The sequence below is a fragment of the Vibrio ordalii ATCC 33509 genome, from assembly GCA_000257205.1.
In the GTDB taxonomy this organism is placed as follows: domain Bacteria; phylum Pseudomonadota; class Gammaproteobacteria; order Enterobacterales; family Vibrionaceae; genus Vibrio; species Vibrio ordalii.
In genome coordinates this window covers 1-20,807 of sequence record AEZC01000182.1, presented here as the reverse complement: position 1 = coordinate 20,807, position 20,807 = coordinate 1, and the positions used below count along the sequence as shown (strand labels likewise).

The following is a 20,807-nucleotide window of genomic DNA, read 5'->3' as shown; positions in this document are numbered from 1 at the left end:
GTTATGTCTCGATACTGTTCTCAATGTGGTAAAGCGCGAAAAGCCTGCATCTGTTCTTTGATCGTACCGCTTTCCTCGTCGGTCGAGCTTATCATTCTTCAACATCCGACAGAAGAACATCGCCCAATGGGCACAGCCCGAATTCTCGATTTATCTTTAGCCAATTGCAGGCGCTTTGTTGCCGAAGATTTTAGCCAGCACACTCAGCTGAATGAGTGCTTAGCTGAGCCGGATGTGTTCAACTATGTACTTTACTCGCATGAGACTGCGCAGCCCGTGTCGGCTATGAACATCAATGCTGATACCAGAAAAGTACGAGTTATTTTACTCGATGGTACTTGGAAGAAAGCGTATAAAATGTGGCAACTCTCGAGCAATTTACATTCGCTAGCGTGTTTGCACTTGCCGACCGATCTCAAAGGCAATTATCGCATTCGTAAAGCACCGAGTGAAAACAGCTTATCGACCGTTGAAGCTGGTTTTCATATCTTGTCATTGCTTGAGCCTCGGCAAAATTTTCAACCGCTCCTTGATGCTTTTGATGCGATGGTTGCCTTTCAAATTAGCCAAATGCCAGCTGGGGTTTTTAAGCAAAACTATATCAGTGAGTAACAGCTATATCAGTGAGTAACGGTGGCAGAAGCTACCACTCAACCAGCCATTAATAGTGATTATGAGCTGAGAACAGTTGTTGATGGAGCCTTTGCGCATAGCCATCGGTCATAGCCGAAATATAGTCACAGATGACGCGCATACCATCGTTTTCATTAGTTTGGGCTTGCCACTTACCGCGCGTTGTTTCTGGCAGTAAGCGTTCAGGATCGGCGCTCAGTGCTTCAAACAGATCCATGATGATCTGCTGGCCTTTGTATTCAAAACGCTGCACTTGCGGAATTTGAATCACATATTGGCTCACAAATGATTTCAGTACTTCCAGTGCGGCGGCCATATTGGGTTCTAAATAGGCGTTAAAGGCGAGTAGTTCATTCTTAAAATGCGCATCAACGGCTTGAATATGAATGCTAGTCAGTAGCGCATTAACCATCCCACCAATCGCATCTTTACGACGGTAATGTTTGCCAGCAAACAGCATTTCACTGATGGATGCGATGTGTTCTTCAAACCACGCATCGCCACATTCGGCCAGTTTCGAGGCTGCGGCCTCTTGCCACTGTTGGCGAGTTACCATGCCAAGTACGATGGCATCTTCTAAATCGTGCACGCCGTAGGCAATGTCGTCGGCCAGCTCCATGATTGAGCAATCGAGTGATTTAAAGCGAGTCTTGTGATGTTGATAAGGCGTTGCGGGCTGACCACGCATTTGACTGAGCAGGGATTTATCGTGCGCAGAGAGCGGCTCCGTTACCCAACAAAAAATCGCGTGATCGCAATCGTATATTCCCTTAGCAGGCGACCACTCTTTAGCTTTCAACTGACGCTGGTGAGCGACTGCATTGGGTTGCTGTACGGCGCGAGTTTGGCTCAGCAGCGCAGGGTATTTTAATAACCCTAGCACAGTGCGGCGTGACAGGTTCATGCCATGGTGTTCGGTGTAGGGCTCTAAGCTGGTTACAATTCTAAAGGTTTGCGCGTTGCCTTCAAAGCCGCCGTGATCGCGCATCATATAATTGAGCGCCACTTCGCCGCCATGACCATAAGGAGGGTGGCCGATATCATGCGCTAGGCATAAGGAATCGATCAAACTATCCGAAGGCAGCAAATCACGAAACTCAGGTTGTTTGAGTTTAATTTGCGCCACTATACCAGTGCCGAGTTGCGCGGCTTCTAAGGAGTGAGTGAGGCGAGTGCGATGGAAATCATTCAGGCTAGTGCCATGTACTTGAGTTTTGGCTTGCAAGCGACGAAATGCCGCAGAGTGAAGAATACGCGCCCGATCGCGTTGGAAGGGGCTACGGTGATCATCGCGGCGGATTTTATGCTCATCATCTTGGCGTTCAAGCCATTTGGGGTCAATGGATATATCCATGCCATCTCCTGCAGTACATTTATTTTTTTCAAACACTTAACAAGTAACTTAGCGTGAGTTAGCTGATCTCGTCCAGCGTTAATTCGAAACTAGGGGCAAAGGTATTGAGAAAATACTCCATCTCAGGTGTATGGCGATCTCGTAAGGTGACGTCTAAACGTTTTTTGGCCAGCGCATATTCATGGTTGCCCGCGCTGAGTTCTTCTAAGCATTTGAGATAGGCGCAGAGCGAATCTGCCTGTTTGACTATCGTCACATCTTCAGGGTGCGCGGCTTCTGAAACGAGGTACGGAGCAAAGTCGTCACGCAGCTCTTCTGGCAACATTGAGAGCAGTTTTTGTTCGGCAGCGGCTTCTATTTTTTTGTATTCTTTCGCAATATCGGGGTTGTAGTATTTAACTGGTGTCGGAAGATCGCCTGTCAACACTTCACTGGTATCGTGGTACATACCTAAAATCGCAATCCGTTCAGGGTTCACCTTGCCGCCAAATTTTTTGTTTTTGATTACGGCTAAAGCGTGAGCGACAAATGCCACTTGTAGGCTGTGTTCAGAGATATTTTCACTGGAGATGGATCGCATTAAAGGCCAGCGTTGAATTAACTTCATTCGGGCTAAGTGAGCAAAAAAGTGACTCTCTTTCATTGCAATAAACATCCTTGCTGTTTTGGGGACTAAGAGAAAAATTGGCGATTAAAAGAAAACGGGCGCACTTTCAGTATCGAAAAGTGCGCCCGTTTAGCATATGGAAGTTTACGTCAGAATGCTACTGACTGTATGTCGATAAGAAACGCTCGAAGCGGCCAATGGCAATTTCCAAATCTTCAATATGCGGTAAGGTGACAATGCGGAAGTGATCCGGTTTTGGCCAGTTAAAGCCCGTTCCTTGAACCAATAGCACTTTCTCTTGTTTTAAGAAGTCGAGCACCATTTTTTGGTCATCTTTAATGCTGTACATTTTCGTGTCGATTTTCGGGAACAGGTACATGGCTCCTTTAGGTTTAACACATGAGACGCCTGGGATCTGGTTGATGAGTTCCCACGCGCGGTCGCGCTGTTCGAGCAGTCGGCCGCCGGGTAAAATCAGCTCGTTGATGCTTTGATAGCCGCCTAATGCGGTTTGAATCGCATGCTGCATGGGCACGTTGGCACACAAACGCATTGAGGCAAGCATTTCCAAACCAGCCACATAACCTTTGGCGATGTGTTTTGGCCCGGTAAGGAACATCCAACCGCCTCGGAATCCGCACACACGGTACGCTTTCGACAGGCCGTTAAAAGTGACCATTAAAACGTCATCAGCTAGCGTTGAAATAGGCGTATGGGTTGCACCATCGTATAAGATTTTGTCATAGATTTCGTCGGCGAAAATGATCAATTTATGCTTGCGTGCAATCTCAACAATTTCCAGCAGAAAATCACGGTTATAGACAGCCCCTGTTGGGTTGTTGGGGTTTATCAATACAATACCGCGTGTTTTGGGCGTGATTTTACTTTTGATGTCGTTGAGATCAGGGTACCAATCGGCTTCTTCATCACACAAGTAATGCACGGCAGTGCCACCGGAGAGGGCTACCGAAGCGGTCCATAATGGATAATCAGGAGCAGGGACAAGCATTTCATCGCCATTATTAAGCAGCGCTTGCATCGCCATCACGATAAGCTCTGAAGCACCATTACCGATGTAAACATCTTCTACATCTAGGCTACGCAGCCCTTTTTTCTGGTAGTGCTGCACCACGGCTTTGCGCGCGGAATAGATCCCTTTTGAGTCGCAATAGCCTTGTGAAGTAGGCAGATTACGGATCACATCAACTAGGATTTCATCTGGGGCGTCAAAGCCAAATGGGGCGGGGTTACCAATGTTTAACTTCAGTATTTTATGCCCCTCTTCTTCCATGCGTTTAGCATGTTTGAGTACAGGACCCCTAATGTCATAGCAGACATTGTCGAGTTTTGACGACATCCCGATATTTTGCATTGTATAATTCCTGAAAAATAAATAATTTCTTTATTAAACTACACTAAATTGAGGTTTGATAGAATAAAAATCTGCCATTGGTTACTTGTAAGATATAGATGAGGATGCCCGCCATCACAGGAATCTGCAAAAGATAACTCGTAGTCTTGATTTCGTTTCCCTCTCTAAATAGAGTAGCCGTCAGTAAAGCCAGTGTCTCAATGTTTTCGAGGTCGATTTGTCGCATTTTCATCAAGCTATTGCTCGGCTCATCGAGCAAATAAACGACGCGAAGGATGATGACGTTCGTTTTGTACAAATACTGCAAGAAGCTCCCCCTTTCGCGCCAATTGATTGGCTTGAAGCACAACCCATTTTCCCTAAATTTTATTGGCAGTCGCGTGATACGCGTGAAGAGGTAGTGGCATTAGGTCAACTGTATACTTTTTCTGAAGCCGAGCCTGCCTACGCTATTCTTGGCGAGGATCAGCGAGTTTGGGGAGGGCGCTCGTTTGATGGGCATACGGACAAAAATCGCCGTTGTTTGCCATCGTTTTTCTTTTTACCGCAAATTGAGTTGATTCGTTGTGATGGCCAGTGGTCATTGGCGGCGAATGTGACTTCTGAACGCCAGCGATCCTTGGATGCTCTGTGTAAACTGCAGCTTGAGATTAACCCGTTACGTGCCATGACGTCACATATAAAACAGGTTATCCATCAACCTAATGAGGTACAGTGGCAGCAATTGGTTAATCAAGCCCTTGATAGAATTGAGCATCAAGTGTTTAAGAAAGTGGTGCTCGCACGGCAAACGACACTCAGTTTAGATAAGCCGTTAAGCGCGGCGCAGTTGCTTAAGGCAAGTGCTGAGCACAATCATCACAGTTTTCATTTTTTATTCGAACTTGATCAAAAACACAGCTTTATGGGCTCGACACCTGAACGTTTATACCTTCGCCAAGGGCAGACTTTGTATACCGAAGCGTTAGCTGGAACTATCGGTCGGGGAGAAAATGCGAGCCAAGACATGGAGTTATCTCATTGGCTTACTCAAGACAGTAAAAATCTTAATGAAAATCAATATGTAGTTGATGACATTATTGAGCGGTTAACGCCTCATTCTGATAGTTCCGATGTGGAACAGGAAGTCCGTTTGATTCGTTTGCGCAAAGTGCAGCATTTATCCATGTGCGACTGAAAAAGGGCGTGAATGGTGTACAACTGCTAAGCGCTTTACAACCAACTGCTGCTGTAGCAGGCCTGCCGCGTAAAGCAGCGATGGATTTTATTCAAGCCAATGAGCCTTTTGCACGTGGTTGGTATGCCGGCTCAGTCGGTTATTTTAGCCATCAACAAGCGGAGTTTTGTGTGGCGATTCGCAGTGCTTTGCTGGTGGACAATCAGGTCCAACTGTTTGCCGGAGCGGGCATTGTTCCAGGTTCAGTGGCTGAGCACGAATGGCAAGAGTTAGACAAAAAAATGGCAACCTTACTGAGTTTGATCAGCGACCATTTTCCTCTAGGAGTGGCGTCATGAAGCATGACCAAGCCGTGCTGAACCGAATTTGGAGCCAAACGCTACTTGAGGAGCTTACTCGACTTGGGGTGCAAGAGATCTGTATTGCTCCGGGTTCACGCTCGACACCTTTGACCTTAGAGGCGGCCGCTAATCACAATCTCTCAATCCATACTCACTTTGATGAGCGTGGGCTTGGCTTTCTTGCTTTAGGTCTTGCTAAGGCGAGCCAAAAGCCAGTTGCGGTGATTGTCACTTCTGGCACGGCGGCGGCTAATTTACTGCCAGCGATTGCTGAGTCACACCTCACGGGTGAAAAACTCGTTGTACTCACGGCTGACCGGCCCGTTGAGCTTGTAGGATGCGGTGCGAATCAAGCAATCAATCAAGTAGGTATTTACTCATCACATGTCACGCAGGCGGTGAATCTACCCAGTCCATCGACGACTATTCCATTGACTTGGTTGTTAACCACAGTGGATGAGGCCATGGCCAACCAAGATTATATGGGTGGTGCAATACATATTAACTGTCCCTTTCCCGAACCACTTTATGCCGAACATGATGTAGATCTCTACGCGGATTATTTAGTTGTGATTGAAGCGTGGCGTCAGCGTGAGCAAGCATTCAGCTCTCGCCAGTACCAAACCCAAACAAAAACGCTAGATGATGGTGCATGGCTGAGTAAAAAAGGGCTGGTGATTCTTGGTTCGTTGACATTAGCTGAAGCGAAGAAGGCCAAGCATTTTGCCAACAAACTCGGTTGGCCAGTCTTGTGCGATCCTCAGTCAGGCGTGAGCAGCGAATGGGCGCATTTTGATTTGTGGTTACAAAATGCGCGAGCACGTGAGCTGCTTAGTGAAAGTGAGGTGGTGATCCAATTCGGTTCACGGCTGGTCTCAAAACGGCTTACCCAATGGCTAGCTAGCCATGCTCATACGGGTAATGTGCAGTATATTTACGTTTCACCCCAAATGGCGCGTAATAATCAAAACCATCTGATGCAACAGCAGTTTGTCACTGATATTGCGTGCTGGATTGATCGCCATATTGGCAAATTGACGGCTTTAGGTGCGGCGCAAGCGGGTTGGGCGGATCGAATAAAAACTGTGGCGCAAGAGATTGCCCAACTGGCTAAATTGCATTTGAACGGTGACTCTTCCATTACAGAGATTGGTTTAGCGCTCGATATGGCCGAGCGTAGCGAAGGGGCCGATCTCTTTATCGGCAACAGTTTGTTCGTCCGTTTAGCCGATATGTTTGCTCAAATTGAGGGACGTTCGGTTTACTCCAATCGAGGCGCTTCGGGTATTGATGGCTTAGTGGCAACTGCCGCAGGAGTACAGCGAGCCAATCATAATCCAATGTTGGTATTTATTGGTGACACGTCATTGCTGTATGATCTGAATTCTCTAGCTCTGCTTAGCCAAGTCAGCACGCCTCTGGTGCTGGTGCTGGTGCTGGTGGTGGTGAATAATGATGGTGGCGCTATTTTTGATCTATTACCCGTTCCCAAAACGCACAAAACCGCCTTGTACCAAATGCCCCATGGCTACCAATTTGAACACGCCGCACGGCAGTTTCGTTTAGGTTATGCGTGTCCGCAAACCTTATCTGCTTATCAAAGCTTGGTCCGTGAACATTTACAGCAGGGTACTGGCACCTTATTGGTTGAAGTGACCACGCCGTCTGGGCAAGCCGGTGAGCAAATCACACAATTTACCCAGCAAGTCTATGCTTTGTAGTCGTTTTTATTGCAGCACCAACACAGGTTCGACGTCGGTCGAGCCAGTGTTGGTTTTTCTACATGGTTTACTAGGCAGTGGGCGAGATTGGTCGAAAACGGCGCTTTTCCTTTCGCCATACTCGCAATTATGGATTGATCTTCCCGGTCATGGCGGTAGTCAGTCTCTCTTATGTGATGACTTTGATGAGTGCTGCGCTCACATTTCTGCAACCGTGCTTAAGCAGCTTGGCGAAAAAACACCTATCGTATTGGTGGGCTATTCACTTGGTGGAAGGCTGGCAATGTATGGCGTGGCGATGCAGCGTTTTTCGGCGTTGAATATTCAAGGTTTGATCGTTGAGGGTGGCAACTTCGGCTTGCAGAGTTCTTTTGAACGTGAGCAACGATTGAAAAATGATCACCATTGGGCACATCGTTTCCAAACTGAGCAGATTGAGCGAGTTTTGGTCGATTGGTATCATCAACCCGTTTTTTCTTCATTAAATCATGAGCAAAGACAAACTTTAGTCACTCAACGCAGTGCTAATCTTGGGGCTGCAGTGGCTCACATGCTACTTTCGACTTCATTGGCAAAGCAGCCTTATCTGCTCGCACAACTTGAGCAAGTCGCATTGCCAATGGTCTATGTTTGTGGGGAGAAGGACAGTAAGTTTGTTCATCTGGCACAACAAAGCGGTTTCGAATATCGCCAAGTGCAGGCTGCAGGGCATAATGTCCATTATGAGCAGCCCGAAGTATTTGCTCATCTTATTCAAGAATTTATCAGCCAATGCTAACGCGTTGGTTCAAAAACAATAATTAATAGAACAATGGAAAGCACCATGGCTAAAACAGTCGGTATTACTGAACAAGAATTGTACGCACCAGTCATCTGGAGTGACTGCAGCGCCGAATATGAAGATATTCACTATCACAAATCGCAAGATGGCATTGCCAAAATTACGATTGCCCGCCCTCAGGTGCGTAATGCCTTTCGCCCACAAACGGTTAAAGAGATGATGAGTGCGCTGGCCGATGCGCGTTATGATGAGCAAGTGGGTGTGATCATTCTAACTGGCCTTGGTGAAGCGGCATTTTGCTCTGGTGGCGATCAAAAAATTCGTGGCGACTACGGCGGCTATCGTGATGAGTCCGGTACGCATCATCTCAATGTGCTCGATTTCCAACGCCAAATTCGTACCTGTCCGAAACCTGTAATTGCGGCGGTTGCTGGTTGGGCTGTCGGTGGTGGCCATGTGCTGCATATGATGTGCGATTTAACTATAGCGGCAGAAAATGCCCAGTTTGGTCAAACAGGGCCCAAAGTGGGTTCATTCGATGGTGGATGGGGTGCGTCTTACATGGCCCGTATCGTTGGGCAGAAAAAAGCGCGTGAAATTTGGTTCCTTTGCCGTTTTTATGATGCTCAAGAAGCGTTGGACATGGGGCTGGTCAACACGGTTGTGCCAGTAGCTGATTTAGAAAAAGAGACGGTTCGCTGGTGTCGTGAAGTATTGCAGCATAGCCCTATGGCGCTGCGCTGTTTGAAAGCAGCGCTCAACGCAGATTGTGACGGCCAAGCAGGTTTGCAAGAACTGGCGGGTAACGCAACCATGATGTTCTATATGACAGAAGAGGGGCAAGAAGGGCGCAATGCCTTCAATGAAAAACGCCGCCCTGATTTCAATAAATTCCCTCGTAATCCTTAAGCGTAAAATCGGCTCAAATCATCCAATTTTCCGTGATGATTTGGGCTAGTGGTCTCAATGAACAAAGTCGAATATCGAACAAAAGGTTGAAATTATGCGCAGCGCAACACTGTATCGCTACTGTTTACCGATGGATAGCGGCGTTATTCTCCGCAATCAGAAGCTGGTAGAACGTGAAGGTCTGATCATTGAATTACAAGATGATCACGGTTCAGCGTTGGGTGAAGTTGCCCCATTACCCGGTTTCAGTTTAGAGTCACTTGAGCAAGCACAGCAGCAGTTAATCGCGCAGCTTCAGCTTTGGGTTAGTGGTGAGCTTATTACCTATGATGATCTTTTTCCTTCTGTTGCCTTTGGTTTGTCGATGGCGGAGTTAGAGCTGAATGGTGGGTTGCCTCAAGCCGGACACTATCACGCAGCACCTTTGTGCTCGGGAGACCCTGATGAACTGATCCCGCTTCTGAACGCGCTACCGGGCGATCATAGAGTTGCGAAGATTAAAGTTGGGCTGTACGAAGCGATTCGCGATGGGATGATCGTAAATCTGTTTTTAGAATCTATGCCTGATTTGCAATTGCGTCTTGATGCTAACCAAGCTTGGACACCCGCTAAAGCTGAAAAATTTGCCCAATATGTCTCTCTTTCGCTGCGTCAACGCATTGCGTTTTTGGAAGAGCCGTGTCCATCTCCCAGTGACAGCTTGGCTTTCGCTATCAATACGGGCATTGCGATTGCGTGGGATGAAACCTTACAGCAAGCCGTTCGCCGTGCAGATTTTCAGCTAGAAGATCTGACGGGAGCGAAAGCCATTGTGATTAAACCGACCTTGATTGGGTCGGTACAGCGCTGTATCGCTTTGATTGAAAAAGCTAAAACATTAGGCATTCAAGCCGTTATTAGCTCTAGCATCGAATCGAGCTTAGGGCTTTGTCAATTAGCTCGTTTTGCGCAGTGGCAACTGCCTAATGAAATTCCGGGGCTAGATACGATTAGTTTGTTTAAAGCACAACTCGAAAGCGCATGGCCCAACAGCGCATTGCCGATACAAACGCTCGCGCAGCAAACGGTGGTTTGGCAATCTCAATGCAAGTAGGCGTTTCCTTTTGCCAAAAGCCGTGGCAACAACATGCTTTGTATACGCCGCACGCGATCGCATTGCGTACGGCGAATCAAATCTACACTTGGCAGCAGTTAGCGAACCGTATTGACGCTTATGCTTTTGCAATGCAGCAACAAGGTTTGCAGAACCAAGATGTGCTGACGTTAGTGGGTAAGAACAGCCTTGAGTTAGTGTTAATCTACCTTGCGTCGTTAAAACTTGGCGTGATCTGCGCCATCACCATGCCACAACCTGTGATGCTGCTGAAACAGAAACTCAGTACCTTATACGGAGAGAATAAACCACATTGGTTATGGTTAGGTGAAGGAGCTAGGCTCAAGGAGAATGAGCTAACTTCATTGCTCGCTGACGCTAACATCCGGCTTTATACTCATGAACATGTTACTCATGAACATGTTTCGCCGCCCACGAGCGCTATGGTAAACAAGGCTGAGACACAGTTTGCCTCAATCATCTTTACTTCTGGCTCTACTGGGGTTCCTAAAGCCGTTATTCATACTTTTCAGCAGCATTGGTCGTCAGCCAGTGGTTTACTTGAGGTATTTTCATTTCGTTGCCATGATACGTGGCTGCTGAGTTTACCGATGTATCATGTGTCTGGGTTAGCCATTATTTATCGCTGGCTAGTCGCTGGTGCTTGCTTAAAAGTCGGCAGCGGCGATCTCACCCAAGATATAATTCATGTCACGCATGCTTCATTGGTTGCTACTCAACTGAAGCGTTTATTAGACAGTAAAACACCACTCGCATTAACGCACGTGCTGCTTGGCGGAGGCCATATCCCAAACTATCTCGCCCAGCAGGCGGCAAAGCATGGCATTGAAACTTGGGTGGGTTATGGCATGACGGAAGCGGCTTCCACGGTCACAGCAAAACGTGTTAACGCAAGCCAGAGTGTTGGCCACGTGCTACCTAAACGGCAAGTTAAGCTACAAGGTCAGCGCATTTTCATTGGCGGTGAAACTATATCCAGTGGCTATTACCAACAAGGCTTAATCACGCCTCTTATCGATGAACAAGGATGGTTCGACAGCCAAGATCTTGGCCATTGGCAGAATGATGAGCTATGTATTATTGGCCGCGTTGATAACCAATTTATCTCTGGAGGCGAAAACATTCATTGTGAAGAGATTGAAGCGGTATTATCTCACCACCCCGATATTATTTTAGCGATGGTGATCCCTGTGCATAATGATGAGTTTGGCGCGCGCAGCGTTGCTTTGTTGCAATGCCAAACTATGCCTAAAAAAGAGGCGTTAGAGCAGTGGCTCAATGGCAAGCTTGAAAGATTTAAATATCCCATCGATTATTTTTTAATGCCAAATCATTTCAATGATACGGGCATTAAAATATCACGCAAAGCCCTAAAAACATGGCTTGCTAACAATCAGCATCGTTACTTTCCTCTCACTTAGCTCAGTGAATAAGACACTCTACCTGAAATATGATCTTCGGATGCTGGTTGACTCTATTCATAGGTGAACTATTACTTATCTATACCACCGACTGAATATTATTAGATAAGTTTTGGAGCGATTGATGAAAAAATACTTAGTATGTTTACCCGCAATAGCCCTCTCTTTCGGTGCTTCTGCCACGACGAATGTGACCATATATGGTGATGATTCGTATCCACCTTATTCCTACAGTGAAAGTGGACGTATTACTGGTATTTATACTGTAATTTTGGAACGCATATTTTCTAAAATGCCAGCCTATAATGTCACGATCAAAGAAATCCCTTGGAAGCGTGGCCTATCAGAAATCGAAAACAGAAAAATATTTGCATTATACCCACCTTATAAACGAATTGAGCAGCGTCCCTATATGGAGTACGAGCTACCTATCCTTGACGAAAAGCTAGTGGTTGTCTGTACAAAGTCAGTGTTAAGTACTCCAAGACCGAATTGGCCAGAAGATTATATGGGGCTTACCATTGGTAATAATTTAGGTTTCGCTGCAGGGGGAGATGAATTCCGTGCGGCTGTTGCGGCTGGTAAGATCGTGCTCTCGGAGACCAAAGGGACGCCAAATAATCTCCTTAAGTTGATTGCAGGGCGCGTAGATTGCTACATGAATGACGCTTTATCTATTCGCTGGGAGCTCAGTAAGCTGCAAAAAGAAGGTAAATATGATGGGCAGAGTGTTATGGAAGGCGCAACCATTAGCTCTGAACAGGGATTTCTGGGTTTTGTGACGGATGGTGGTCAGTTCCCTTATAAAGATGATTTTAAAGCCACATACCACAAAATTTTATCTGAAATGAAAGAGAGTGGTGAGCTAGAACAAGTGGTTAGTAGCTTTTTGCAGTAATCCGTAATCTTTATAATCAATAGTATTATTTTAACTTAAAGGTAACAATGACAGGGTACTAAAAATAACTGTCACTGTTACCATTTGATGGTCTGGTGCTGCCAATCCACAAAACAGACGGGCTTATCTAACATTTCCTTTTGCTGTAGTTGATAAAGTTGCTTAGCCACAAACTCCGGTTCAAAGAGCTTATCGCTAGCCACATTATGCTGAAATGGTTTAGAAAGCGGGGTGTCGGTGGTTCCCGGATGAAATAGAATGGTTTGTGTGTTGGGATGAGTGCGAGAGAGCTCTATCGCAAAAGTTTTGGTTGCCATATTTAGCGCCGCTTTACTCATCCGATAACTGTACCAGCCGCCACTGTGGTTATCCTCTAAGCTACCTATCCGCGCGCTAAAAACCGTAATTTTTGCAAAAGATCGACGCTCAATAAGTAATGGTAAATATTGGAACCAACGCACTTGGCTCAAAACGTTACATTGTAAAAGCCATTGAAAGTAAGACTCGTCAAACCTTGAGATACGCTTTTCCGGTGTATAGGTGCCGTTGTGTAGTTGCCCATTAAAAAACACAATTTGATCAAACTTATGCCCGATGTCGGCCAATGTTTTGGCAATCAAGGCCGTTGATTCGATACTGTAGTCGGTTGGAAAATGTTCGCTTGAGGATTGGGCGAGATATTTTTGTCTTGAGACGGTAACGATTTCTGGCGCTAAAGTCTGCGCTTTGAGCTCCTTTATGAAAGCTTGGGCGATGATACTTGAGGCCCCAATAATGAGGTATTTCATTGTGATCACTCTTTGTTTTTACAAACGCCATTACGGCATTGAGCATGACTAAACCAGCGAGATATCGACATGCGATGTTTTGCAAAAAGAAGATAAATTTGGTCGCTAATCCATTTTAGAATGGGTAAGCGCGTGATGAATAACCAGCGATGTTTGTTGACTAAACGCCAAGCTAGAACGGTCACATCCAGCCCATAGAGCAGATTGCCTTGTTGGTCTAAGCCATGCAATATCGATAACGCCTTGCTTTTGTCGATAGAAGGAAAGCTACGCATAGCATCATCGTTGTTTATGTCGACAAGCTCAACCCGACCATGGTGATCGAAGGTTTTTAATGAGCGCATTTCATTGCAGCATAAAGGACACTGCGCATCGAAAAAAATCACTAAAGATGGGGTACTCATATGTATGTCATCAGCCTAACAGCCCGTGAATAACATATTTGTACGTTCACTCTTCAGTATAAGATCAAGCTAGTGTTTGGATTGCACTTAATCCCAATTTAACGCCAATCTCCCCTGAGTTCGGCGACTTTTTGTTGCATCACTTGTGTTGTTTCCTCTTTGGGGGGGACGGGCTCGCCAGCTTCAATTTCTATATGTGACCAAAAACGAGTCGGTAGCCCACAGCAGGCGCGCCCTTTGGCACGGCTAAAATAGCTTCCCCACAACCCCTTCAGTGCCATGGGGATGACAGGCACAGAGCTGCGTTTTAAAATCATATCCATGCCACGCATGAAATCGCTGATTTCGCCATCCGCGGTTAACCGTCCCTCTGGGAAAATGCAGACGATATGCCCCTCTGCCAATGCTTGTTCTACGTCGTTAAAGGCTTGGCGGATAGAACCGCGACGCGTGGCGGAAATAGGTATCACGCCTGCACGTTTCAAAAAGTGACGAAGTGGTGGCAAATTGGCGTAATCCTCTTCCATCACAAAACGGATTAAGCGAGGGCAAACCGCGCTCAGCAACAGTGCATCCATATAGCTAACATGATTGCACACCAGCAGAGCTCCGCCCTTTTCAGGTAAGTGATGAAGATTTTTGTGGCTGACTCGATACATGGTATGCGTGAGCATCCACATTAGAAATCGCACCAAAAAGACCGGGACTTGGTAGCATAAATAGAGTGCAACAAAGCCATTAAGCAAAACTAATATAATGAAGAACTGAGGGATCGCAAGCTCAATAAAACTCAAACAGACAATCCCTAATAGTGCGCTTGCCACCATAAACAGTGAGTTGTAGATATTTAAAGCGGCAATGACTTGTGCGCGTTGAGTGACTTTAGCACGCTGCTGCATTAGCGCATATAAAGGCACAATGAAGATGCCACCGCAGACGCCAATCAATAATAGGAAAAGAAACATCGGCCATAGTGATTGGTAGCTGATAAATTGATAAAAATCAGTAAATTGAGGTAATTTTTCCGGTACGGAAGTGGCCATTAAATAGCCAAATAATGTAATGCCAAAACTACCGATAGGCACGATGCCGATCTCTATTCTATGATGCGATAATTTGTCGCAGGCCAATGAACCCGTGGCAATACCGACAGAGAACAGTGCTAACAAAAATGAAACGGCGCTCTCTGTGCCATATAAATAGTGATGGGTGAAATTTGGAAATTGAGTTAAGTAGGCGGCACCTAAAAACCAGAACCAACTGATCGCCATTACGCATTGAAAAATAGTACGGTCTTGTTTGGCAATCGCAATGGTTTGCTTGGTTTGCTTAATGGGCTGCCAGCGAAAAACAAGATCGGGTGCGCAAGCAGGGGCTTGAGGAATATGACGGCTGGCTAAATAGCCTAACAACGCAAATAGCACCACAGCGCCAGCGGCCACGTATTTAGTGTAGGGCATCGAGGCAATGAGCCCTGCCCCCAATGTGCCTAATAAAATCGCTAAAAATGTGCCTGTTTCCACTAACGCATTGCCCGGAACCAATTCATTCGGTTTGAGTTGCTGCGGCAATAAAGCGTATTTGACTGGACCAAAAAAGGCCGATTGTGTCCCCATCAAAAACAGTAATAACAGTAAAATAGTGTAACTCTCAGTAATAAAACCGATCGCGCCAAGACACATGATGCCAATTTCAGCCAATTTCACTTTACGAATGAAAGCGGATTTTTCGTACTTGTCAGCAAGCACGCCGGCAGAAGCAGAAAAAAGGAAAAAAGGAAGAATGAATAGCCCTGCGGCAAGGTTAATAAATAAGTTACTGGAAACTGGTAACACGTTCGCTCCAGCAAACGCGACCAATAGCAGCAAGATATTTTTAAAGATGTTATCGTTAAATGCGCCAAAAAACTGGGTGATGAAATACGGAAGAAATCGTTGCTGAGTCAGCAATGAAGATTGAGATTGACTCATTGATGGTCCTTATCGCGCCCAGTGATTAAGATAGTTTGAGAGTAGGTTTTCAATCAGCTCTTTACCATCGATCGGTTCGGCGGCGAAAAATTTATCATCTACGCTTAATAAGGTAATACCATGTACGCCAGACCATAGGACTCGGCTTGCTTGCAGCACTTCTTGTTGCGAGTGTTGTGGAGCAAGGATGGTCAATAAACCTTCAAGCATGGCGGTCATGTTGTCGATGCGCTCTGCTTGCCACTGGGGAAGTAGTTCACCATTCATATTATGCTCAAAAATAAGTTGCCAGCGATTGGGGTGCAACTGAGCAAAATCGTGGTAGCAATAGGCCAATTGATACAACGCTTCTTTTGGATCGCTACACTTGCCTACCACTTTTTTCGCTTGGGAAGAGAGTTCATCCAAGGTTTGAGCTACCACATGCAGCAATAAAAGATTGTAACTGCCGAAGACATTGACCAAAGTGCTAGGCACGTAGCCAATCATGGTTGCGATTTTGCGCAGGCTGAGCTCGTGATAAGTGTGATCTTGAAGAAAACGCTTCGCGGTTTTAAGTGTCAATGCAATGAGTTCTTCTCGGGTGTGATCGTTTCGTCTGGCCATGGCTACGCATCAATTATGAACAACGTTCAATATTCTAGTGGGGCGGTGTATAAGCGTCAACTTATGGACGGTTAATTTGCAATATTCTGATACATGTCTGCGAGAAGCAACGGTTTTCTTGTTTATCCGAAGTGGTTATGATGGTGGAGCCTCAATAATTATAACCCTAAGGAAAAACATGAAACGTCTTTTTTCCCTTGTAGCACTGTTGATGGTGGCTGTTGCCATCACACCTATAGCAGAAGCAAAGAAATTTGGTGGTGGTAAGTCGTTTGGTAAAAGTTATAAAACGGCTCCAGCGCCTAAACAGCAGACACAAAAGAACGACACCATCAAGCAAGATCAGGCAGGTCAAGCCGGGTCAACGAAAAAAGGCTTAATGGGCGGGTTGCTAGGCGGGTTACTCGCTGGTGGCTTACTCGCGGCTTTCTTTGGTGGCGCGTTTGAGGGTATTCAATTTATGGATATTCTGATCTTCGGCCTGATTGCTTTTGTGCTATTTAAGCTGATGCGCAGTATGCTTGGTGCGAAACAGGGTAGCATGAATCGACAGCAACCTGCGTTTGGTGGTGTGAATAACCGGACAGAATTCGAGCAACCGAACGTGCACAATTTTGAGCAACAACCTCAAGCTACTGGTGGTTTTGGATCGAATGCACACAGCGATATCCCACATAACTATCCAGCCGGTTTTGACAAGGCAGCTTTCATTAATGGTGCGCGTGAGCACTACCGTATTTTGCAAGGTGCTTGGAACCATAACCAACTTGAAACTGTTGAAGAATATGTATCAGCAAGCTTGTTTGAAGATCTAAAACAAGAGCGCGCAAAACTAAACGGTGAACAGTACACAGATGTGATGTACGTAGACGCTGAAGTCGTTCGCGCCGATTACGATGCAAGTAAAGCGCAGTTGAGTTTGCAGTTTACTGGCCGCTACCGCGATTCCGTGGAAGGCATTGAAGAAGATATTAATGATGTGTGGCATTTAGAGCGTGATTTAACCGTACCTAATGCACCTTGGTTGATTGTCGGCATTCAAGGTTAAGACTTTTCACGATGTATCCAAAACGCCCAAGTTTGTCTTGGGCGTTTTGCTAGGCCGCTAAGCTAATTTAGCTGTTATTTCAAAAGCTTCTAATTTTGAAAGATAAGGTGTTAAATCACCAATGTTGTTTTTGACCCAATCAGCACAATAGTAGGTATCTAAATAGCGTTCGCCGCTGTCGCATAACAGCGTCACGATGGAGCCTGTTTCGCCTCGTTGTTTCATCTCACTGGCAATTTGCAAAACGCCATAAAGGTTAGTGCCAGTTGACGGGCCAGCTTTACGGCCGAGTAGTTTTTCCAACCAATAGATCGTAGCGACACTGGCGGCATCCGCGACGGTGCGCATTTCATCGACTACGCCGGGAATAAAACTTGGTTCAACTCGTGGGCGACCAATTCCTTCAATTTTACTACCACACTGTAAAGTTAAGCTCGGGTATCGGCTTTTGAAATAATCATGAAATACCGAGTTTTCAGGGTCGACGACGCACAGTTTGGTATTGTGTTTTTGGTAGCGAATAAAGCGGCCTATGGTTGCTGAGGTTCCGCCCGTACCTGGGCTCATCACAATCCATGTCGGAACGGGGTGATCTTCCATTTGCATCTGGCTAAAAATACTATCAGCAATATTGCTATTGCCGCGCCAGTCGGTCGCACGTTCGGCATAGGTGAACTGGTCCATATAATGGCCATTCAGCTCTTTGGCTAAGCGGTGTGATTCGGCATAAATTTGATCAGAGCGATCGACTAAATGCGCTTGGCCCCCATAAAGCTCAATCTGCTCGATTTTTTTACGTGCAGTACATTTAGGCATTACAGCAATAAAAGGCAAGCCTAGTAAACGGGCAAAATAAGCTTCTGATACCGCAGTACTTCCTGATGAAGATTCAATAATAGTCGTTTCAGGGCCAACCCAGCCGTTACAAATGGCATATAGAAAAAGGGAGCGAGCTAGGCGGTGTTTCAGCGAACCCGTAGGGTGAGTACTTTCATCTTTGAGATAAATATCCACTCCAGCGACACAAGGCAAGTCGAGCTTAATCAAATGTGTATCGGCCGAACGTTGGTAGTCCGCTTCTATTTTTCGAATCGCGTTGTTAATCCATTGATGATCGGTGCACATGGTTATCTCTCTATCATTGTTATGAGTGTAATTTACCCTTAATGTGAGAGAAAAGCTTTGCTATGTTGTCTGTCATTATGTAGTTTTGGAGAAAATTATTCTCTTATTCTTGGGTGAGCTATGGAGCTTGATAGAATTGATCGTATGATCCTCTCATTACTGCAACAAGACAGCACTTTGTCGCTAAATGATTTGGCTGAAGCGGTGAACTTAACCACCACGCCTTGCTGGAAGCGATTGAAAAAGCTCGAAGAATCTGGCGTGATTGCGCAGCGAGTTGCCCTGCTTGATCCAGAAAAATTAGATTTGAGTTTTACCGCGTTTGTGTTGATTAAGACCAGCGATCACTCTCACGAATGGTACAGCCATTTTGTTGTGACTGTGTCAGAGTACCCTGAAGTGATGGAGTTCTATCGCATGGCGGGTGAGTACGATTACATGATGAAAGTGCTCGTCAAAGACATGAAGTGTTTTGACCAGTTTTATAAAAAACTGGTCAATGGCGTGAAAGGGATTAATAACGTGACTTCAACCTTTGCAATGGAGTCATTGAAGTACACTACCCAATTGCCTCTGGCATAGCCTTTTGTCCGAGTCTTGTTATTTGGTGAAGCGCATCACACCTTCTTGCACTGCTGTTGCGACTAAATCTCCTTGGCGGTTGTAAATCTCACCACGCACTAAACCACGGGTATTGCTGGCCGTAGGGCTTTCTATTGCGTAGATTAACCACTCATCCATTTTGAATGGGCGGTGGAACCAAATCGAATGATCAATCGTCGCGACTTGAAAGTTAGGTGTCATTAAAGAGACTTTATGAGGATGCAACGCTGTGACTAAAAACCCCCAATCAGATGCGTAACCAAGCAAATATTGATGGATGAGCTGGTTATTTGGCAACTCACCATTAGCGCGTATCCACAGGTACTGTTTTGGCTCCGCTTTTTGTGGTTTTAGTGGGTTAATTAAGGTCACAGGGCGCATCTCAATCGCTTTCTCGCCGCAAAAAATCTTTTTCACTTTGTCTGGTAGCAAGTGCGCAATTTTAGCTGCGAGCTCAGATTCAGAAGCAAAATTTTCAGGGCCGGGAATCTCGGGCATGGGGTTTTGGTGTTCAAAACCGGGCGCTTCACCGTGATAAGAAGCGGTCAGATAGAAAATCGGCCGGCCATTTTGAATTGCTTTAACTCGTCTGGTACTGAAACTGCGTCCGTCCCTTAAATTCTCAACATCATAAATGATTGGTTTTTCAGGATCCCCGGGGTAAAGAAAATAGCTATGAAATGAGTGAACAGTGCGGTCGGAATCAACCGTATAGCGAGCCGCCGAGAGTGCTTGGCCAATCACTTGCCCACCATACACTTGTGGCAGACCTAAGTTCTCGCTCTCACCTCGGTATAAACCTTCTTCTAGCTTTTCCAGTTGCAGAAAATCCAATAGTTCATTTAATGGTTTACTCATAGACCCTCACCGAGATTCTTAATGTAATTATGATCATTGTTGACTAAGTCAATATCTTGTTAATACCAAATTGACGACCATGACAGCAGATAAAACCGAACCTATAATCATCACCAATCTAACACCATAACTGAGGTTTTATCTTTATGAAAAAGGCACTGTTGCTCATTATGTCGTCTGTCTTGGGGCTAATACTTGTGGGTTGCCAGTCAGCGCCAAAACCAACCTCTTCCGAGAGCAATATTCAATCTATCATGGGTACGGTTTCGTACCGTGAGCGTATCGCACTGCCGGATAAGGCGCTTGTCACTATCACTTTGCAAGATGTTTCATTGGCTGATGCACCCGCTAAAGTGATCGCAAAACACCGCTTTGAAACTAACGGGATGCAAGTGCCGCTTGAGTTTGACTTGGCATTCGACAACCGAAAAATTGATGCTCGCCACCGTTACAGCGTCAGTGCTCGCATCGAAGTAGATGGAAAACTACGCTTCATTACGGATACCCATTACGCCGTGATTACTGATGAGAATAACACTAAACGGGTTGATTTGCGTTTAGTTGGTGTTAAACAGTAGTAAAAACAGAAGCAATAAAATAGACGCAATACTATAAAAACAGTAAAACAAGAAATAGTAAAACAGCCCTTTCCCGTGCTAGATAAGCGGGAAAGGCGCTTGACCGAAAGGGGCTTAGGGGCGCCACTGGTATAATCGAAGTTTTATTTTGCCATGCTCGTTCACTTCGACGCCTTCGGCGATCAATTTCTGTCGTTGACGTAACAAATCCTCTCCTTTTAGCGAAATCTCTCCTTTGCTGTTGATCACACGAAACCAAGGTAATCGGCTGTTTTTAGGTAGGTTACCTAATGCTTTTCCAACATGTCGTGCGTAGCCGGGGTAGCCAGCTAAGCGAGCAATTTCGCCATAAGTGGTCACTTTTCCCGCGGGAATTTGATGTATAACTGCAAAAATTTGCGCTAAAAATTGGTTCATGCTGACAATTCGTCCATACTAGCAGTGTCCTAGTTCGATAGTTACCAAGGAACGGTATAAGGAGAGGGCATGCTATTTTCGT

The 20,807-nt window shown here is 45.8% G+C and carries 20 protein-coding genes and 1 pseudogene; 11 read left to right on the top strand and 10 right to left on the bottom strand.

The annotated features are described in order from the left end of the window. The first annotated feature begins 3 nt into the window (after positions 1-3). The gene (locus tag VOR_RS0112360; RefSeq protein ID WP_010320011.1) at positions 4-612 is read left to right on the top strand and encodes a tRNA-uridine aminocarboxypropyltransferase; all 609 of its coding nucleotides are present in this window, start codon (positions 4-6) and stop codon (positions 610-612) included. 49 nt (positions 613-661) lie between these two features. On the opposite strand, the gene VOR_RS0112355 is transcribed toward VOR_RS0112360, so the two are convergent. From VOR_RS0112355 to VOR_RS0112345, 3 genes are all read right to left on the bottom strand, one after another. Further along, positions 662-1,987, bottom strand: a complete 1,326-nt coding sequence (locus tag VOR_RS0112355; RefSeq protein ID WP_010320010.1) for an anti-phage deoxyguanosine triphosphatase — start codon at positions 1,985-1,987, stop codon at positions 662-664. A gap of 58 nt (positions 1,988-2,045) precedes the next feature. Further along, positions 2,046-2,630 (bottom strand): 5'-deoxynucleotidase, encoded by a 585-nt coding sequence (yfbR, locus tag VOR_RS0112350; protein WP_010320009.1) that lies wholly within the window; start codon positions 2,628-2,630, stop codon positions 2,046-2,048. Positions 2,631-2,751: 121 nt separating this feature from the next. Then, entirely contained in the window at positions 2,752-3,966 is a 1,215-nt protein-coding gene (locus tag VOR_RS0112345) for a pyridoxal phosphate-dependent aminotransferase (protein WP_010320008.1), read from the bottom strand. A gap of 217 nt (positions 3,967-4,183) precedes the next feature. Between VOR_RS0112345 and VOR_RS17930 the strand changes: the two are divergent. The 7 genes and pseudogenes from VOR_RS17930 to VOR_RS0112305 all read left to right on the top strand — a co-directional run bounded on the left by VOR_RS17930 (position 4,184) and on the right by VOR_RS0112305 (position 12,328). Further along, a pseudogene (locus VOR_RS17930) lies at positions 4,184-5,481 on the top strand (isochorismate synthase). Continuing rightward, positions 5,478-7,205, top strand: a complete 1,728-nt coding sequence (gene menD / locus VOR_RS0112330; RefSeq protein WP_010320006.1) for a 2-succinyl-5-enolpyruvyl-6-hydroxy-3-cyclohexene-1-carboxylic-acid synthase — start codon at positions 5,478-5,480, stop codon at positions 7,203-7,205. The pseudogene VOR_RS17930 and the gene menD overlap by 4 nt, the downstream one beginning before the upstream one ends. Continuing rightward, positions 7,195-7,983 (top strand): 2-succinyl-6-hydroxy-2,4-cyclohexadiene-1-carboxylate synthase, encoded by a 789-nt coding sequence (gene menH / locus VOR_RS0112325; protein WP_010320005.1) that lies wholly within the window; start codon positions 7,195-7,197, stop codon positions 7,981-7,983. Before menD ends, menH begins: the two co-directional genes overlap by 11 nt. Positions 7,984-8,028: 45 nt before the next feature. Continuing rightward, positions 8,029-8,895 (top strand): 1,4-dihydroxy-2-naphthoyl-CoA synthase, encoded by an 867-nt coding sequence (gene menB / locus VOR_RS0112320; RefSeq protein ID WP_010320004.1) that lies wholly within the window; start codon positions 8,029-8,031, stop codon positions 8,893-8,895. A gap of 94 nt (positions 8,896-8,989) precedes the next feature. Further along, on the top strand, positions 8,990-9,988 hold the full coding sequence (gene menC / locus VOR_RS0112315) for an o-succinylbenzoate synthase (RefSeq protein WP_010320003.1): 999 nt from the start codon (positions 8,990-8,992) through the stop codon (positions 9,986-9,988). After that, a complete protein-coding gene (gene menE / locus VOR_RS0112310) occupies positions 9,979-11,430 on the top strand; it encodes an o-succinylbenzoate--CoA ligase (RefSeq protein ID WP_010320002.1) in 1,452 nt (483 codons plus the stop codon). The genes menC and menE overlap by 10 nt, the downstream gene beginning before the upstream one ends. A 124-nt stretch (positions 11,431-11,554) precedes the next feature. Further along, positions 11,555-12,328: a substrate-binding periplasmic protein gene (locus VOR_RS0112305; protein WP_010320001.1), complete on the top strand. Its 774-nt coding sequence runs from the start codon at positions 11,555-11,557 to the stop codon at positions 12,326-12,328. Between the two features lie 77 nt (positions 12,329-12,405). Here the strand turns inward: VOR_RS0112305 and VOR_RS0112300 are convergent, their stop codons facing one another. The 4 genes from VOR_RS0112300 to VOR_RS0112285 all read right to left on the bottom strand — a co-directional run bounded on the left by VOR_RS0112300 (position 12,406) and on the right by VOR_RS0112285 (position 16,096). Further along, positions 12,406-13,116, bottom strand: coding sequence for an SDR family NAD(P)-dependent oxidoreductase (locus tag VOR_RS0112300; RefSeq protein WP_010320000.1), 711 nt, complete (start codon positions 13,114-13,116; stop codon positions 12,406-12,408). Between the two features lie 5 nt (positions 13,117-13,121). Next, on the bottom strand, positions 13,122-13,520 hold the full coding sequence (locus VOR_RS0112295; RefSeq protein ID WP_010319999.1) for a thiol-disulfide oxidoreductase DCC family protein: 399 nt from the start codon (positions 13,518-13,520) through the stop codon (positions 13,122-13,124). Between the two features lie 98 nt (positions 13,521-13,618). Beyond that, positions 13,619-15,490, bottom strand: coding sequence for an MFS transporter (locus VOR_RS0112290; protein WP_010319998.1), 1,872 nt, complete (start codon positions 15,488-15,490; stop codon positions 13,619-13,621). Positions 15,491-15,499: 9 nt separating this feature from the next. Next, positions 15,500-16,096: a TetR/AcrR family transcriptional regulator gene (locus tag VOR_RS0112285; RefSeq protein ID WP_010319997.1), complete on the bottom strand. Its 597-nt coding sequence runs from the start codon at positions 16,094-16,096 to the stop codon at positions 15,500-15,502. Positions 16,097-16,274: 178 nt separating this feature from the next. On the opposite strand from VOR_RS0112285, the gene VOR_RS0112280 reads away from it, so the two are divergent. After that, positions 16,275-17,144, top strand: coding sequence for a Tim44 domain-containing protein (locus tag VOR_RS0112280; protein ID WP_010319996.1), 870 nt, complete (start codon positions 16,275-16,277; stop codon positions 17,142-17,144). 57 nt (positions 17,145-17,201) lie between these two features. Here VOR_RS0112280 and VOR_RS0112275 read toward each other — a convergent pair whose 3' ends face one another. Beyond that, a complete protein-coding gene (locus tag VOR_RS0112275; RefSeq protein ID WP_010319995.1) occupies positions 17,202-18,269 on the bottom strand; it encodes a PLP-dependent cysteine synthase family protein in 1,068 nt (355 codons plus the stop codon). Positions 18,270-18,389: 120 nt separating this feature from the next. Here VOR_RS0112275 and VOR_RS0112270 point away from each other — a divergent pair, with 120 nt between their 5' ends. Beyond that, positions 18,390-18,851 carry an Lrp/AsnC family transcriptional regulator gene (locus tag VOR_RS0112270; protein ID WP_010319994.1) on the top strand — a complete coding sequence of 154 codons (462 nt, stop codon included), beginning with the start codon at positions 18,390-18,392 and terminating at the stop codon, positions 18,849-18,851. An 18-nt stretch (positions 18,852-18,869) separates the two neighbouring features. On the opposite strand, the gene tesB is transcribed toward VOR_RS0112270, so the two are convergent. Further along, positions 18,870-19,730 carry an acyl-CoA thioesterase II gene (gene tesB, locus VOR_RS0112265; protein ID WP_010319993.1) on the bottom strand — a complete coding sequence of 287 codons (861 nt, stop codon included), beginning with the start codon at positions 19,728-19,730 and terminating at the stop codon, positions 18,870-18,872. Between the two features lie 146 nt (positions 19,731-19,876). Here tesB and VOR_RS0112260 point away from each other — a divergent pair, with 146 nt between their 5' ends. Continuing rightward, on the top strand, positions 19,877-20,308 hold the full coding sequence (locus VOR_RS0112260; protein WP_010319992.1) for a YbaY family lipoprotein: 432 nt from the start codon (positions 19,877-19,879) through the stop codon (positions 20,306-20,308). Between the two features lie 114 nt (positions 20,309-20,422). Here VOR_RS0112260 and VOR_RS0112255 read toward each other — a convergent pair whose 3' ends face one another. Continuing rightward, positions 20,423-20,725: an MGMT family protein gene (locus VOR_RS0112255; RefSeq protein ID WP_010319991.1), complete on the bottom strand. Its 303-nt coding sequence runs from the start codon at positions 20,723-20,725 to the stop codon at positions 20,423-20,425. Positions 20,726-20,807 lie beyond the last annotated feature (82 nt).